The organism is Wolbachia endosymbiont (group A) of Opomyza germinationis (genome assembly GCF_964264765.1).
Classification (GTDB): domain Bacteria; phylum Pseudomonadota; class Alphaproteobacteria; order Rickettsiales; family Anaplasmataceae; genus Wolbachia; species Wolbachia pipientis.
This window is the reverse complement of record NZ_OZ183482.1, coordinates 641,210-657,427: the sequence shown is the minus strand read 5'-3', so window position 1 is coordinate 657,427 and position 16,218 is coordinate 641,210. Positions and strand designations below refer to the sequence as shown.

Annotated in this window: 11 protein-coding genes and 1 pseudogene; 3 read left to right on the top strand and 9 right to left on the bottom strand. The window is 35.7% G+C overall.

All coding sequences use genetic code 11. The features are described from left to right. Window positions 1-11: 11 nt before the first annotated feature. From clpB to ACFEL3_RS03125, 9 genes and pseudogenes are all read right to left on the bottom strand, one after another. Entirely contained in the window at window positions 12-2,573 is a 2,562-nt protein-coding gene (clpB, locus tag ACFEL3_RS03165; protein ID WP_095742641.1) for an ATP-dependent chaperone ClpB, read from the bottom strand. A gap of 388 nt (window positions 2,574-2,961) precedes the next feature. After that, window positions 2,962-3,105, bottom strand: coding sequence for a hypothetical protein (locus ACFEL3_RS03160; RefSeq protein ID WP_173862872.1), 144 nt, complete (start codon window positions 3,103-3,105; stop codon window positions 2,962-2,964). Window positions 3,106-3,542: 437 nt separating this feature from the next. Next, a pseudogene (locus ACFEL3_RS03155) lies at window positions 3,543-3,788 on the bottom strand (PD-(D/E)XK nuclease family transposase); the annotation flags it as partial. A 62-nt stretch (window positions 3,789-3,850) separates the two neighbouring features. Next, window positions 3,851-5,680 carry a translational GTPase TypA gene (gene typA, locus ACFEL3_RS03150; protein ID WP_010962447.1) on the bottom strand — a complete coding sequence of 610 codons (1,830 nt, stop codon included), beginning with the start codon at window positions 5,678-5,680 and terminating at the stop codon, window positions 3,851-3,853. 105 nt (window positions 5,681-5,785) lie between these two features. After that, window positions 5,786-6,382 (bottom strand): orotate phosphoribosyltransferase, encoded by a 597-nt coding sequence (pyrE, locus tag ACFEL3_RS03145; protein WP_006279657.1) that lies wholly within the window; start codon window positions 6,380-6,382, stop codon window positions 5,786-5,788. Window positions 6,383-6,385: 3 nt separating this feature from the next. Beyond that, the gene (locus ACFEL3_RS03140; RefSeq protein WP_010082165.1) at window positions 6,386-7,570 is read right to left on the bottom strand and encodes a dicarboxylate/amino acid:cation symporter; all 1,185 of its coding nucleotides are present in this window, start codon (window positions 7,568-7,570) and stop codon (window positions 6,386-6,388) included. Window positions 7,571-7,768: 198 nt separating this feature from the next. Continuing rightward, window positions 7,769-9,094: a dihydroorotase gene (locus ACFEL3_RS03135; protein ID WP_022626228.1), complete on the bottom strand. Its 1,326-nt coding sequence runs from the start codon at window positions 9,092-9,094 to the stop codon at window positions 7,769-7,771. A 122-nt stretch (window positions 9,095-9,216) separates the two neighbouring features. Beyond that, entirely contained in the window at window positions 9,217-10,458 is a 1,242-nt protein-coding gene (locus tag ACFEL3_RS03130; protein ID WP_095742638.1) for a hypothetical protein, read from the bottom strand. A gap of 80 nt (window positions 10,459-10,538) precedes the next feature. Then, on the bottom strand, window positions 10,539-10,727 hold the full coding sequence (locus ACFEL3_RS03125) for a hypothetical protein (RefSeq protein WP_022626229.1): 189 nt from the start codon (window positions 10,725-10,727) through the stop codon (window positions 10,539-10,541). Window positions 10,728-10,749: 22 nt separating this feature from the next. Here ACFEL3_RS03125 and ACFEL3_RS03120 point away from each other — a divergent pair, with 22 nt between their 5' ends. The 3 genes from ACFEL3_RS03120 (at window position 10,750) to secF (ending at window position 16,213) form a co-directional block, all read left to right on the top strand. Further along, window positions 10,750-12,753, top strand: a complete 2,004-nt coding sequence (locus ACFEL3_RS03120; RefSeq protein WP_022626230.1) for a heme lyase CcmF/NrfE family subunit — start codon at window positions 10,750-10,752, stop codon at window positions 12,751-12,753. Between the two features lie 173 nt (window positions 12,754-12,926). Beyond that, entirely contained in the window at window positions 12,927-15,137 is a 2,211-nt protein-coding gene (locus tag ACFEL3_RS03115; protein ID WP_375316779.1) for a hypothetical protein, read from the top strand. A 200-nt stretch (window positions 15,138-15,337) separates the two neighbouring features. Continuing rightward, complete coding sequence (gene secF / locus ACFEL3_RS03110) at window positions 15,338-16,213, top strand: protein translocase subunit SecF (protein WP_265018030.1); 876 nt, start codon at window positions 15,338-15,340, stop codon at window positions 16,211-16,213. Window positions 16,214-16,218 lie beyond the last annotated feature (5 nt).

Genomic DNA, 16,218 nt, shown 5'->3' with positions numbered 1-16,218 from the left:
ACACAGTGAACTTAAACCTTTTTAACTAAGATTTCATTATCAAGAGCGTACACTATTAGCTCATCATTTTCTACTACTTCCCCTGATAAAACTAATTTAGCTAAATTATTTTGAATACACTCTTGTATAACCCTTTTTAAGGGCCTTGCTCCATATTCAGGGTCATAGCCAGTTTGTGCTATTAGTTCTTTAGCTTCCTGCAACAAACTTATACTCAGTTTACGCTTAGCAAGTGTTTTTTGTAAATAAGAAAATTGAACATCTATAATTTTATAGATGTCATCTCTGGTTAAACTGTGGAATATAATAATTTCATCCAGCCTGTTTAAAAATTCTGGACGAAATGCTGATTTAACTATTTGCATCACTTCATTTCTTACAGAATCAACATTCCCTTTTAGCATTATCTCAGCGCCAAGGTTAGAAGTTAAAATCAGTATGGTGTTGCGAAAATCAATTAATTTACCATGACTATCAGTGAGTCTACCCTCATCCAAGATTTGCAGCAATAGATTAAATATATCTGGATTTGCTTTCTCGATTTCATCAAACAGAATAACCTGATATGGCCTTCTTCTTACCGCTTCAGTTAATCTGCCACCTTGTTCATAGCCAACATACCCTGGAGGCGCGCCAATTAACTTTGAAACAGAATGTTTTTCCATATATTCTGACATATCAAAACGCAAAAGCGCTGATTGATCGTCAAACAGAAATTCAGCTAAGGCTTTCGCAAGTTCGGTTTTACCAACTCCAGTTGGACCTAAAAATAAAAATGAACCAAAAGGCTTATTGGTATCTTGCACCCCAGAGCGGGAGCGCCTAACTGCATTACTTATCGCTTCTATTGCATCTTTCTGCCCTATTACTCTTCTTCCTATTTCATTCTCCATGTTAAGGAGTTTTTCCTTTTCACTATGCATCATATTATCAACTGGAATTCCCGTCCACTTTGAAACAATGTTTGCAATATCATCTCCAGTCACTTCTTTCTTTAAGAAACTATCAGTAACCTTTTCCTGATTTTTTAATTCATTCTCAAGCTGAGGGATCACACCATACATCAGCTCTCCTGCCCTTCCCAAATTCCCACTACGCTGAACTAATTCCAACTCTTTTCTAGCGTTATCTAATTTTTCGGCTGTTTCTTGTATTCTAGCTATTTTATTCTTTTCCATCTGCCATTTGCTGTTCAAGTCAGCAAATTTACTGTTTAGATTTTCGATCTCTTCATTTATCTTTTTTAAACGCTGTTTAGAATTTTCATCACTTTCTTTTTTTAGAGCCTCTGCTTCAATCTTTAGCTGTATAACCTTTCTCTCAAGTTCATCAATAACTTCAGGCTTGCTATCCATTTCAATTCTCACCCTACTTGCTGCTTCATCAATCAAATCAATTGCTTTATCAGGTAAAAACCTATCTGTTATATATCTATTGGATAACGTTGCAGCAGCAATTATTGCACCGTCTGTAATTCTTATACCATGATGCACCTCATATCTTTCCTTCAAACCCCTGAGTATTGAAATGGTATCAGTTTCAGTTGGTTGAGAGATAAACACAGGCTGAAAACGCCTTGCAAGTGCAGGATCTTTTTCTATATGCTGACGATATTCATCTAAAGTTGTGGCTCCTATACAGCGAATTTCTCCACGCGCAAGAGCAGGCTTCAGCAGATTCGAGGCATCCATTGCACCACTTGTTGCTCCTGCTCCAACTAAAGTATGAAGCTCATCTATAAACAAGATAACTTTTCCCTCCGCTCTCGAAAGCTCATTAATAACTGCTTTTAACCTTTCTTCAAATTCTCCTCTAAACTTAGTGCCAGCAATTAGTGCTCCAAGATCCAAAGCTAAGACCTTTGCATCATGCAAACCAAGTGGTACATCGTTTGCAACAATTCTATTTGCAAGCCCCTCAACTATTGCAGTTTTTCCAACACCAGGTTCACCGATCAGCACTGGATTATTTTTTGTCCGCCTCAGTGATACCTGCATAGTTCTTCTGATCTCTTCATCACGACCAATTACAGGATCAAGCTTTCCTTGCATAGCAAGCTCTGTAACATCTTTTGTATATTTCTTTGCCGCATTTAATTTTTCCTCACTGTTTGGCGAGTCCGCACTGCTGCCCTTTCTCATTTCTGCAACAACTGAGTTCAGTTTTTGTGGAGTCACACCATTCTCTGCCAGAATTTTGCCTACAGTATCATCTTTTTGTGCAGTGAGGCCCTGCAGTAAACGCTCGACAGCAACAAATGAATCTTTATTTCTCTTTGCAATACCAATTGAATCTTCAAAAACTTTTGCTATTTCTCTTGAAAGTTGAAGGCCACCACTTCCTGGACCTTCAATTACTGGCAACTTTTTTATTGCACTATCCACAGCATCGGAAATACTCTGCACATTTCCACCACAAGCGTTTATCAAATCCTGAACTAAACCTGATTCATCTTCAAGCATCACTTTTAGTAAATGCTCAGGCATAAAAATCTGATGCCCAGCTCCCAACGCTTTCATTTGAGCACTTTGAATTAGACTTTTTGCTTTTTCGGTAAATTTATTTAAGTCCATAACACCAGTTAAATTCGTATTTGCTGATGTATATAACAACTGATTTCATAAATTTAAACCTAAAGTTGTTTATTGTTAGGTATGAAATTTAAAACTTTCTTAAAAAAGGAACTATCATAGTAACCATACAAATATCTTGTATCTCAAGACCTTTGGTTTTTGTTGCTGAAAATGGTTGTATTATTTAAGTTATTAACAATATACAATACTAAGTTAATGTAATTTATTTGGAGATGACAGGAAAATTTATTGTAACTTTATATTTTAAATAGAATAAAGTTCTTTTGTTAGTATTGTCCTTTTTGTAAAAAATATTCCTAATTTCTTCATCATTTCTGTGGGTAAGGTCATCTGCTTCTCTACCTCAAGTGGTTAACAAAGTTTCTTGTCACGAGGGACCAAATGGAAATCTGCTCGTTTTCACGCGAATTAATGTTACAAATTCTATACATTTCGTTACAAAATGGCATTCGCTTTCTCCATTATCCTTTACCTGCATTTTCATCAGCGTTCCTTGCGGTTTGCTTGCCATATAGGCGGAAATACAGGCTTACCCTGTTCCTTCTGTCATACAACAGTGGGTTAGGTGACTTCTCTATACCGGTGATTTGCGTACATCCAGAAATGAAAAATGTCACATTACCTTTTGGTCGGAGCTTATCAGCATCTTTAGCTCTTTAATCGTTACGATACTTATGAAGCTTCACTTACGTTCACCATACCACTAAGCCTAGCTCTCCAACCACATGATGCTTGTAGTTTATGCTCCTTTCACGATTGAGCATCTTCTTTTTCAAGAGGAGGTTCATTGTCCGCATCGCTTGGCACCAACCGGTTACCCGATTCGCACTGATGCATAGACTCAGATGGCAAAACATCTGGTTTAATAAGTTTTAGAACTCTTTTAGTTTCTTTCTGAAGGAATTCCTCTCCTTTTAAACAATATGACCGAAGACTTTCAGGTCGCACCATTTCAATAATTAGCTGGGTTCCAGCAGAATCAGTACAGAAAACATCAACAATACTTTGTTTTTTAGAGGCAATCTCAGCATCCATGATAGTGCTGAGAAATTCTATTTCTTCTATTTCATCTTTGCCAGCGAAGCCCAATATATCATTGAGAAAGTGAATGAGAATATCTTTATTTTTCTCAGTGCCAAATATTCTCTTGAACGCGAAATTGTTTTTTGGATCGAGAAATTTCGAAAAGGCCATAATTAAATACAATTAGGAGACGAATAATTATACACTATTTTTCGCAAATGTTCAACCTCTGATTACTCCTTATTCTTTGCCCTTCCTGCACGCTTACGTTCATTTGGATCAAGGAATTTCTTGCGTAAACGTATAGATTTTGGAGTTACTTCCACCAATTCATCATCATCTATATACGCTATCATATCCTCCAGTGTCATTATCTTTGGTGGAGTGAGCTTTATAGCTTCATCACTACCTGAAGCTCTTACGTTTGTTAATTGCTTACCCTTTAACACATTTATCTCCAAATCATTGTCACGGCTATGCTGGCCGACAACCATGCCACAATATACCTTATCCTGTGGCTTAATAAACATAATTCCCCTGTCTTGCAAATTGAAAATTGCATATGCCACAGCCTCACCCTTATCTGTAGAAATTAAAACTCCATTGCGCCTTCCAGAAATTGGACCTCTATGTGGAGCATAACTGTGAAATAAACGGTTAATTATGCCTGTGCCACGAGAATCAGTTAAAAACTCTCCTTGATAACCGATTAATCCTCTTGATGGCACTAAAAACGTTAATCTTGTCCTGCCATTACCAGAAGGTCTCATGTCAGTTACTTCACCTTTACGGAAGCTGAGTTTTTCCATGATGATTCCACTATATTCATCATCTACATCAATTACTACTTCCTCTATAGGTTCAAGTTTTTTACCGCCTTCTTCTTTAAATAACACGCGAGGGCGTGATACCGAAAGCTCAAAACCTTCTCTCCTCATATTTTCAATTAACACTCCAAGCTGTAACTCACCACGCCCACCTACTTCAAATGCTTCACCGCTTGGTGCCAAAGTCACAGTAATTGCAACATTTGTTTCTGCTTCCGCATATAAACGATCCTTTATAGCAGTTGAAGTAAGCTTTGTACCTTCTTGCCCAGCAAAAGGTGAATCATTAACGCTCAGAGTAATCGCCATTGTTGGCGGATCAACTGGAGTTGAGCTTACTGCAGTTGTAACTTCTGGTGCTGCTATAGTATCTGAAACCGAAGCTTCCTCAAGTCCTGCAATTGCAATTATGTCTCCCGCCACAGCTTGTTCTACTGGAATGCGTTTCAAGCCAGAAAATGAGAGCAACTTAGTTAATCTTCCTCGTTCAATTACTTTGCCATCGAGGTCAAGCACCTTAAGATCTGAATTGACTTTTGCAATGCCCTGATAAACCTTTCCTGTCAATATTCTGCCAAGAAACTTATCAGACTCAAGTAGAGTGACCAACATAGCAAAAGGTGCATTTTGATTATAAACAGAAGGTTTTATATAATCTATAACCGTTGAAAATAATGGGCTTAAATCTTTTCTTTCATCAGAAAGCTCCTTAGCACACCAGCCATTTCTACCTGAAGCATACAACACTGGAAAATCTAGCTGCTCGTTGGTTGCATCAAGGTTAAAAAATAACTCATATATTTCATTTAATACTTCATCAATTCTGCTATCTGGTCGGTCGACCTTATTGATTATCACAATTGGCTTCAAATTTGCTTTTAGTGCTTTTGAGAGCACAAATTTTGTTTGTGGCATGGGACCTTCTGCAGCGTCAACCAGCAGCAACACACCATCTGCCATGCACAATACCCTTTCCACTTCCCCACCAAAGTCCGCGTGCCCTGGCGTGTCAATAATATTGATCTTTTCATCGCCCCACATTATTGATGTACATTTTGCAAGTATTGTAATTCCGCGTTCACGCTCTTGATCACCACTATCCATCACTCGTTCTTGAACTTCTTGATTCTCGCGGAATGTGCCACTTTGTTTTAACATGTTATCAAGTAAAGTAGTTTTACCGTGGTCAACGTGTGCGATTATTGCTATATTTCGGATCGATTTAAATTCGTTCATTTTCTATCATTTCAAAATTAATTTAGTAATAAGTATACATAAAATACACTTGGAGTAAATAACTAAAGCTGTGTATAAATGCTGTGTTTCCAAGATATTATAGGATTACTTTGTTAAATATTCCCTACTCCCAGGTTTTGTTATGGGTAGTTGTTTTAATTCACTTGGAAGTTCTTCCTCACTGTAGTTTTTGATGTTCAGTTCAATCAAAGATATGACAGGAAAAGGCAGTTTCGTTTCACTATTTCTCTTTATCAAAGAAGCTTCAGCAACAACTTTACCTCCTTCCCCTTCTGCACATTCCACTGCTTCAAGTGAAGATTTACCTGTGGTTATTACATCTTCAATGAGCAATATTTTCTCACCCTTTTTGATCTTAAATCCACGGCGTAATTCAAACTTACCATTAACGCGCTCGCAAAACATTGTCTTTATTCCAAGCTGCCTGCCAATCTCATAACCCACAATTATTCCACCAATTGCAGGAGATAATATTAAATCTATGGAGCTATTTAATTCTTTTTTTATTTTATCTGCTAATAATGCGCAAACTTTCATGGCTCTGCTTGGATTTTCAAAAATCTTCGCACACTGTATGTATGTGTCACTATGCAGCCCGGATGATAAAACAAAATGCCCATGCAAAATTGCTTCTGCTTCTTTAAATTCTTTTATTATTAGGTTATTTTCGTCTAATATCATTTTTTAAGTTTCACTATTACATTCTTTATTAATTATCTGAGTGATACAAACATCAGACCACACATTTATTGCAGTTTCAAACATATCGATGATTGTATAAATAGGCAAAATCAGTCCCATAATATGCAGAGGAACATTCATCGACATGAGATAACTGGTTGCCATAAAATAGCACCCCATCGGCACTCCAGCGTTACCAATTGCAGCCCCTGTAGCTAAAAAAATCCATATCAACATTTCGCTTAAGGAAAATACGTATCCGTTCATTTCTGCAACAAACATTACAGTGATTAGTATAAATGCAGCACATGCATTCATGTTAATTGTTGTGCATATTGGTAAAATAAAAGACGATAATTTCTTTGGCACCTTTAGCTTGTTCTGCACACATTCTATAGTTGTTGGCAATGTTGCACTGGATGATTTAGAAAAAAACGCAAGTGTGAGTGCTGGCATAACCCCTTTCAGCGTTTGAATTGGTGATATGCCTTTATACCACATAAATAGCGGTAAAATCAGAAATGCCTGCACAAAATTTGCAGACATTATGCAAACAAAATACCATAAAAGATTGTAGAACTCACTACCGCCTTTTAATTCATGCAAAAAACATGTAATAAAAGACCAAACAGCAAGCGGAATAAATTTTAATAACCCTTGAGCAATTTTAAGTAGCGTATCAAAAAGTGCAGAGAATACTTGATATAATATATCCTGCTTTTCTTTTGAAAGTGAAACAATAGCTCCACCCATCAAAAAAGCGATTAATATGCTACCAATCATATTATTTTCAAGAAAAACTTGCACAAAATTAGAAGGAATGAGTGATTTTAAATATGAAAAATAACTGTGGTTATTGCTGTTAATACTCCCTATTGTATTACTTATGAAATTTTTTCTTGCTGGATCTATTAACAAATAAAACGATAATGCAACAAACGCAGCTATAATAGTTGTAAGCAGAGTATAAAATAGTGTTTTCTTAACTAAGACTTTGATTTCAATTGAGTCTTTGAGCCCGGAAATTGTGGAAACTATGGATAAAAAAACCAGAGGTAAGCTTATTAATTTGAGCAAGCTGATAAAGATATCACTAAATAGCTTTGCTATTTCAAATATGATTTCATTGTTTAGGTAGTAAGCAACTATTGCAAGCAGTATAGAAAAAAGTATTGCAAACTTGTGCATTGAAAATAAAACTTCAAAGTAACATTATACAATAATTTTGCTGTTTTGGAATCAGATTGATAGACAAAATAACTTTACAGATTAGGGAAAGATAAGAGGATGTGTTTATTCGGAGACAGTGTAAGATTTCTTAATTTAAATTTAGGTGCACTTAGCCCATTCTGGTGATAACAAATTGGAATAGATAAGATATGATAACTAACTCTTCTGCGAGTATATAGTTTTGCCGGACACAACAGTACGTACTACGTGTCCTTTTACTTTGCGACCATCGAAAGGAGAATTCTTTGATTTACTAGCAAAGTTGTCAGTTTTAATTTCCCATTCATGATTGAGGTCAACTAAAATTAAGTCTGCAGCAAGGTTTTTTTGTATACGACCACGTGGTATGTGTATTATATCTGCAGGCTTATATGTCAATTTTGCAAGCACATCAAGTAGACCCATTTGCCCACTGTGATAGAGTTCAAGTGAAAGGGGCAGCATTGTTTCAAGACCAACAATACCAAATGCAGCATTTTCAAGTGGTAGATCTTTAGAACTACGATCATGCGGAGCGTGATCAGTTGCAATGCAATCAATCACACCTGTCTTTAAACCTTCAACCATAGCTAAACGATCTTCTTCAGTGCGAAGCGGCGGATTCATTTTTGCAATTGCTCCATGTTGTTTTACTATATCTTCAGTCAAAGTGAAGTGATGAGGGGTTACTTCGCACGTAACATTTAATCCCAAATCTTTTGCACGTTTAATAGCATCAAGTGAATCTTTTGAAGAGACATGTAGAATATGGTAGTGCACATTTTCCATATCCTTCATTAGCAGTATATCACGATTTACCATAACCGATTCTGACGCACTCAAGATCCCCTTTACTCCCAATTCTTCAGAAATTTTACCTTCGTTGATTGCGCCACCAGCAGATAAATTTAAATCTTCTGCATGTTGAGCAATAGGAACATTCAGCATACTTGAATAAAGCAGCGCCTGTCTCATAATCATTGGGTTCATAACTGGCATGCCATCATCGGTGAACCCAACCGCACCTGCTTCCTTTAAAAGTGCCATTTCAGTCAGGTGTTCTTCCGAAGTGGTGATTTTAGCGTAAAATTCAACGTTTACATGTGAAGTTTCAAGTGCTCTATATTTCAAATATTTAGCCAAAATAACGCTATCAATTGCTGGAACAGTGTTTGGCTGACAAACTACAGTTGTAACTCCCCCCGCAGCTGCAGATTTGCTGCCTGTATATATAGTTTCTTTATGTTCCTGGCCTGGTTCACGAAAATGTACGTGAATGTCAATAAGGCCTGGCATTAGAACAAGCCCTTTACAGTCTATTGTTTCATCAACTCCACTTGTTGAAAATAATGATTCACCAAAGTCAACAATTTTATCCCCTTCAGTCAATAATGAACCTTTTATATCAAGTTTAGTTTCCGGGTCGATAATACGAGCATTAGTATACGCAATTTTATAGCCTTCCTTTTGCCCTGTTTGCAACAAATCCCAAGTTTGAGTCATTATATTTGAGTATCGATTATAAAATAAATCTAAAGTTTTTTTAATAAAACACAACCAAATTAAAACACAGACTAAGAGCTGTCTTGAATTAAAGTGCTTTCATTACCCTAAAGATTTGGTTCTTATAACCTAGTTAGCTCAGTTTTAACGTTAATGTGTGAAGCTCTGAGTTCTGTTGAAGGATTTTCCAGCTGAATATCTAGCTCATTCTGTATGTTCGATAAACAAATTAAAGCTGAATCAAAAATTTCATCACACTGCTTTGCTTCATGTATATCATCAATTATTTCCTCGAATTCTTCCACATCATCCATTTCTTGCGGCGCACTTTTTAATATCGCTTTTATTTGGTTTAAGTTTTGACGAATTTTCTCCTGATATCCAACAATTCTCTCTTGATATATATCAATCATTTTTTGACATGCGTTGCCTCTAAATGGATGTTCTTTTTTCTCTTTTATGTAAGAACTTTGAAAGTCTTTACAGTTAAGGATTGCTTCTCTATGTTTTTTTATGTCATTAATTGCGCTGATTATCGACTTATCTATTTTCTTTAAATTTTCTTCCCGTTCTTCTCTTTTAATTATACTTTTGGATTCATTTTTTATCTGGTTCATTTTGTCATACAGGTTTCTGCATCCTTTGTAAGATGCCATTGGTTGTAACATTCCTTCTTTTACACCTTTATTGTAAAAATTCTTCAACTCATCACTTGATAGTATTGTTATAGCATCTTCCCTTTTACCTTGTGATTTAGGATACTTTTTATTCAATAAACTAACATGATTTAACAAGAAATCTCTAACTAGCCCTTCTTTTTTTACTTCGGATAATCTTTCTAGTGTTTCTATATATTTCAGAGTTTCCGCAAAGAGCTGTCCACCAGAGGGAGCAAATCCTTGAAGTGATTTACTCTGTGCTTTACAAAAATCGGTTTGTAAAAAATCTTCAGCTTGTTTTTTTATTACTGAAAGTTCATTAAAGGCTTTTTCTGGATTGATTTTTCTCAAAATACTAATAGCTTTTCTAATCGCTTTTTCTCTCTTTTTATTATCTTGCTTTTCATTTAATATGAGATGTTCAGTTTTGGTAAAAGCATTACCTTGATCACTCTTTGCAATGTTACAAACGATGTTTTTTACAACTTCTTCGGTTGCTGCATAATCTATTTCTTTTGCAAAGCAGTCAACAAATGATTGCCAAACTTTTTTATTAACAAGTTTACTTGTCTTATTTTCAAAATCTTCTATATCTTTGAATCCTAAAATAGTATAGAGATTTTTTTCGATTATTGGTTCGGCATGTTGTTTTGCCACTTTACCTTTTATATTGAATGGAAATTTACTAATCTTAGTTGTACCCACAATATTACCTCAATATTAACGCTATCTATAAAAGTATAAAGATTTAATATTTAATTTTTAATTAATACTAGCACAGCTAACTACGGGAGCATTATGCTAGCATCAATTAACACTTTAACTTCTAACTTGTCATCAGTAATATTGTTTATATAAAAACTATAATTTTTTATGCCTGAACTTGGGAATATATTGCTATTGCTAGCCTGCTTATTGTCTTTGACATATTTGTTTTTACCGCTTAGTTCTTGTCGGTTTATTACCACTGCCATATTTTTTTGTGTATCAGCGTCAATGGCTATTTTGATCTACTGCCACATTACAAATGATTTTTCACTTGAAAACGTATACTACCACTCACACACAACAAAACCTTTGATCTACAAGATTTGTGGTGTTTGGGGAAACAAAGAAGGGTCCATGTTGCTTTGGACCTTAGTGCTTGTCATGTATTTATTACTAATGGATATTTATATACCTTCTGTCATCCCAGTTTCCCCCTCTGTCATCCCAGTCTCTTCTTCTGTCATCCCAGTGCCCAGACACTGGGATCCAGACAATTTAATTGCAAATGAGTACATCAAATGGCAGTGTAATAAAAACTGGATTCCAGTGTCAAGCACTGGAATGACACCAGAACGAACTAATGGTAGTAAATTAAAAAAAATATCTCTTATCACTCATGGGCTGATTTGCTTTTGTTTTTTGCTGTTCACTTTAATTGAATCCAGCCCCTTCACTAAAATGCCAGGCATTGAAACAGATGGATTGGGTTTTAATCCGATATTGCAGGATATAGGCCTTGCTATTCATCCACCGATATTATATTTGGGGTACCTTGGATTTAGCGTTCCTTTTTCGCTCTCTATAGCTGGATTAATTTTAAATACTGAAGGAAATGTTTGGGCTAAAATTGTCAGGCCTTGGGTACTTATTTCTTGGTCGCTGCTCACTTTGGGCATCAGCTTGGGTAGCTGGTGGGCATATCGCGAACTTGGGTGGGGTGGATTTTGGTTTTGGGATCCAGTGGAAAACGTTTCTTTGATGCCGTGGCTAATTGCAGTAGCGCTGACACATTTGTTGCTCGTGGTACGGAATTTCAATGTTTTAAGGAACTTTGCTATTTTACTTACGCTTACAACTTTTATATTGAGTGTGACTGGAACATTTCTAGTCCGCTCAGGAATACTTACCTCAGTGCACACGTTTGCAGATGACCCAAGATATGGACTATATATATTAGCTCTACTTGGTGTAATTACAGTCAGTAGCTTAGTAATATTTGTAGTATTTACGAGAAAAAATCACACGCCTGCGATGTCATTCCAATGCTTGACACTGGAATCCAGAAAGAAACTTGCTACTCAAGTGACAGAGGGTAGAAGATTCTTTTCACGCTTTACGATGATACTGATGAACAATTTATTATTCATCACTGCCTTTTTCATCGTGTTCGTTGGCACTTTATACCCTACAGTGCTTGAGTATTTAACCGGTGAATTAATTTCAGTTGGAGCACCATATTACAATTCTTTATTTAACTCTATTGCACTAGCTATTCTAGTGCTCACCATGATCGGGCAATACTGCAGTTGGCAGGGAAATAGTCTATTGCCAATATTCCGTGAATATAGATTTTCATTCTGCAGTGCTGCAGCTATTTTGCCGTTTATCTTTCACATGGAGCTAATAATTGTGCTATCAATTACTATCTCCATAGCATTATTAATCTTTGTTTTAGAAGCATACAGTAAAAGAATTCGTTTATTTAAGGTAGCATTTGGTGAATCAATTTTATTAGCAAGAAGAGTTTCTAAGTCCTACTATGCAATGATGCTTGCTCATGCTGGAGTGGCAATTCTAGTGCTTGGTATAGCTTATTCAGTTGGTTGGCAGGAGAAAAAAGAAAATTACTTAAAAATAGGGGATAGCATAACAGTCAATAAATTTAAAGTTACTTTACGCAATATTGAGCTAATAAAAGAAAAAAATTTCCATGCAGTGAGGGGTACAATGGATATCAGGAATTTGCTGAATAATAAGATATTAGGTGAAGTAACTCCTGAATATAGATTTTACCTTGCGGAAGGTCAGAAAAATGTTGAAAGCAGTATCTACCACAATTTGCTTTCTGATATTTATGTTGTAATTGGAGAGATTGATAAGAGTAAGAGCAAAATCGCAGCCAAAGTGCACTATAAACCTGGAATGTCTATAATCTGGCTTGGATCCTTTCTTATCGCTTTTGGTTCGCTCCTTGCTGCTTTTCCTTTTAGTGGACGAGCAAGGATTGTCTAGCTGTCGTGGATTTATTAACAACGCTCCTAGGTCCAGAGTGCAACGTATGAGAAATTACCGAGCTATAGATACTGATTTGCAAAGGTTAGAACCAAAGAAAGTTATATTTTTTTATTGACAGACCTATATATTACGATATTCACTAAGGGATTAGTGAGTAATGGTTATACAATATGAATGGTGGGGTATCAGGCAAGGAAAAAGTTATACGCACTCCTTTCGATTTTAAGGAGCCTTACAGCGATTGGCGTCAAATTTTTAAACGTCCTAATCAACAGTATAACCCTTCCAACTATGATTCGTCGAGCGAAATAAATGAACACGATATAGAAACTCAAAAGATTGAAGAAGGTGATGGCCATGATTCAGGTATTAGTTCCGATGATGAGGATGACCGGACAACTTATACAGCAGTACAATTAACTAATGATTCTCTTGATAGCCAAAGATATACAGGAATATGCATTCCAACACCAACTGATGGTTGGGTAGGTGAAAATAATCATCAGACTGGTTTATCAGGTGATTTGCCAGACGTGAGTAATAATCCACAAATTTTTGAAAGTACTGATTCAGTACAGCTAGATAATATTGTTTTTAGCAATCTAATTCAGCTTTCCTTGATTAGTCAAGAGCATAATTCTACCTGCAATGATCATGTAATTTGTGATTCAGGTCACAATTCTGACGATGAGGATCAGATTCCAGAGGACTTTCCTTCAAGGAAACGAGTACGATCGATTGAAATTGATCAGTTTGAACCGTTGTACAAGAAGAGGAAAATAGAAGCACAAAATAATCAAAAATATACAGAAAATGTATGTAATCCAACAAATGGTGGTTTGTTAGGTGAAAGTGATAATCCACAAACTTTTGAAAGCGATCCTTTACAGCATGGTAGTAATGGTTTAGGTTATAACTTCAATGGTTATAGTCAAGCAACTTATAGTAAATTAAGTGCTTCAGATCAAGAAGAGGGTCAAGGCTATTCTTTAGGTGGTTCTTGTGAAAATAAAGAAAATTTGACAAAGGGCGCTGGTGGTAGTAATCAGACTTTTGAAGGTGAACAGAAAAGCTCAGAATTTCCGAAAGTTGACAATTGGTCAGATAGTGATGGGAACTCAGAAGATAGTTCGGACTCAAAAAAGGGTTCGTACTATAGTTCAGGTAATCTTGATTCAATGGAGTTAACAGATGATTTGGATTCAGAAAATGATCGGGACCTAGAAGATGATAATCCTTTTCTAAAAGACTCACTTTTTATGAAACTAAAAATGTCGTTAACTCAAAGTAAACAGGATCTGATTGATAAATGCTGTGGGGAGGTGAGAGGTATAACAGAACAAAATGAACAAAAAGATATAAAAAATACTCCAGAAAGTATTAAGTGCATAGTAGCTAAATACTTAGAAAAAGAAGTAATGTTAAATTTAAAATGTAGTTGTTGTAACAAAACTGTAACAAATACAGTATTTGAAGAAATAAAAGATCTTACTAGTGGTAGTCATATAAGTAACAGAAGTAACACTTTTGTATTTGATAACTTTCCCTATCAAAGTAAAGATAAAAACTGTAACAAAGAAAGTAAAGGTCAAAACTGTAACAAAGAAAGTGAAGATCAAAACTGTAATAAAGAAAGTGAAGATCAAAACTGTAACAAAAAAAATGAAGTGTCCGAAGAGGACATTATCAAAAGCATTGTTAGTAATTTATTGTTAGAAGGTGGGAAAGTAAAACGCCATAATTTTTTCGATGGGAATGAGTTTGAGCAGATAGTTACTTGTAATGGATTTGATGATGGTCTTTCTGAGAAATGTAAGGAAATTGAAAGCAAGCTAAAAGGTTTAGCATATGAAAGTATTGTAAACAAAAGCAAGCAGACTCAAAATGTATTAGGAGTAGACAAGGATAATAGATATTTTTGTATAGAGTACTCGCAAGATAGTATTGTTGAAGTTGCAGAAATCCTAAACAATGAAAAAGCCAAAGACTTAAATTTAAGAGTTGGCATACTCAAAATTGGAGAAAGTGTAGTAAGAGTTGAAAATGTAGAAGAAATAGGGGGAAAAAGAAATTACATGGATGTCTCAAAAGGTGGTATTGAAATGTCTTTTACTACTGAGGTAGGAGAGATAAGTATTTATCTAAGTCCTAGTGAGAAAGGCAGCAATAAAATAAAAGTGGAGATTGATGGGGAAAACAGAGCAAGGCTTAATGAGTTAAAAAATAGGGGAAAAAGTTTAGGGGAAAACTGTCTTTTAGGAGGAAAAAGTGTTGAGGAAGCTATAGAGCATGAAAGTTTTGAAAGATATGGCAGTGTACCTAACACTGCTATGAAGGAACCTAGCTTAGGTTGCGTTGCTAACATAGCAAGGGGGGGATAAGCTTGCAGAGATAAAATGATGGGCCAAATTGGCAGTATTTCGCTTTTGTAATGTACTTCAAAATGGTAGTATGCAAGCTAGATAGAACTTAATTGACAGACAAGAATTAACTGATGGAAAAATTGACATAATCAAACAATCACAGAATAAACTAGTGAATTTTTTGAAAAGTATATAAAATTCAAGTTTAAGTAAATAGCATGGCACTTAGACTCATTCCAGACAACCTCGATATCAAGTTTAGTAAATATAGGGATTTGACTGCATTAATTAGCATTATTCTTATCATCTTTTCAATATTCACTGTTGTGCTGCATGGAGTGAACTTAGGCATAGACTTTGCAGGCGGAATTTTGATAGAGATAAAATCTTCAGATGAGAATCACTCTATTCTCGATGCATTAAAAGAAAATGGTTTTACAGTGCAGAGTTCAAAAGCGGGTGATAATTTAGTCATGCGTTTTAAAGATGAAGGAGATGAAGATAAAATCAAAAAGATAAAAAGCATACTAGAAGAAAAGCTGGGGAGCTCAATAAGCTATCGTAAAATAGACTATGTTGGCCCACAAATAAGCTCAACACAAATATTTGAAGGAATGTTATCCATGTTGATCGCGATTGTTGGAATATTTTTTTACGTTTGGTTTAGATTTAATTGGCAATGTGGATTCAGTGGAATAACAGCACTGATTCATGACGTGATTTTAACTGTTGGTTTTATTAGCCTAACTGGCATTGAGTTTAATATTTCATCAGTTGCAGCTCTCCTTACTGTCATTGGTTATTCAATCAATAACTCAGTAATTATATATGATCGGATTCGAGAGTATCGCAGGAGTGGTAAAAGTGGGCGGATGAGTGAGGTAGTAGATGCAAGTATCAACGCTACATTATTTCGCACTATATTAACTTCTGGTACAACCCTTCTTGCTGCTCTTCCTTTGGTATTAATCTGCACAGATGCAGTGAGAGACTTCAGCTTGATCATTTTTTTTGGTATTTTGATTGGCACTTGTTCTGCAATATTTATTTCTGCTCCTATATTGACCTACAGAGCTTTGATAAGTAGATTGTAGAAGTG

Bases quoted from the DNA above. Each gene is read 5' to 3' on its own strand.
- secF (WP_265018030.1), top strand. From the start codon at position 15,338: ATGGCACTTAGACTCATTCCAGACAACCTCGATATCAAGTTTAGTAAA.
- ACFEL3_RS03140 (WP_010082165.1), bottom strand. From the start codon at position 7,570: ATGCACAAGTTTGCAATACTTTTTTCTATACTGCTTGCAATAGTTGCT.
- ACFEL3_RS03135 (WP_022626228.1), bottom strand. From the start codon at position 9,094: ATGACTCAAACTTGGGATTTGTTGCAAACAGGGCAAAAGGAAGGCTAT.
- pyrE (WP_006279657.1), bottom strand. From the start codon at position 6,382: ATGATATTAGACGAAAATAACCTAATAATAAAAGAATTTAAAGAAGCA.
- typA (WP_010962447.1), bottom strand. From the start codon at position 5,680: ATGAACGAATTTAAATCGATCCGAAATATAGCAATAATCGCACACGTT.
- ACFEL3_RS03115 (WP_375316779.1), top strand. From the start codon at position 12,927: ATGAATGGTGGGGTATCAGGCAAGGAAAAAGTTATACGCACTCCTTTC.
- ACFEL3_RS03125 (WP_022626229.1), bottom strand. From the start codon at position 10,727: ATGGCAGTGGTAATAAACCGACAAGAACTAAGCGGTAAAAACAAATAT.
- ACFEL3_RS03120 (WP_022626230.1), top strand. From the start codon at position 10,750: ATGGCTATTTTGATCTACTGCCACATTACAAATGATTTTTCACTTGAA.
- ACFEL3_RS03160 (WP_173862872.1), bottom strand. From the start codon at position 3,105: ATGGCAAGCAAACCGCAAGGAACGCTGATGAAAATGCAGGTAAAGGAT.
- clpB (WP_095742641.1), bottom strand. From the start codon at position 2,573: ATGGACTTAAATAAATTTACCGAAAAAGCAAAAAGTCTAATTCAAAGT.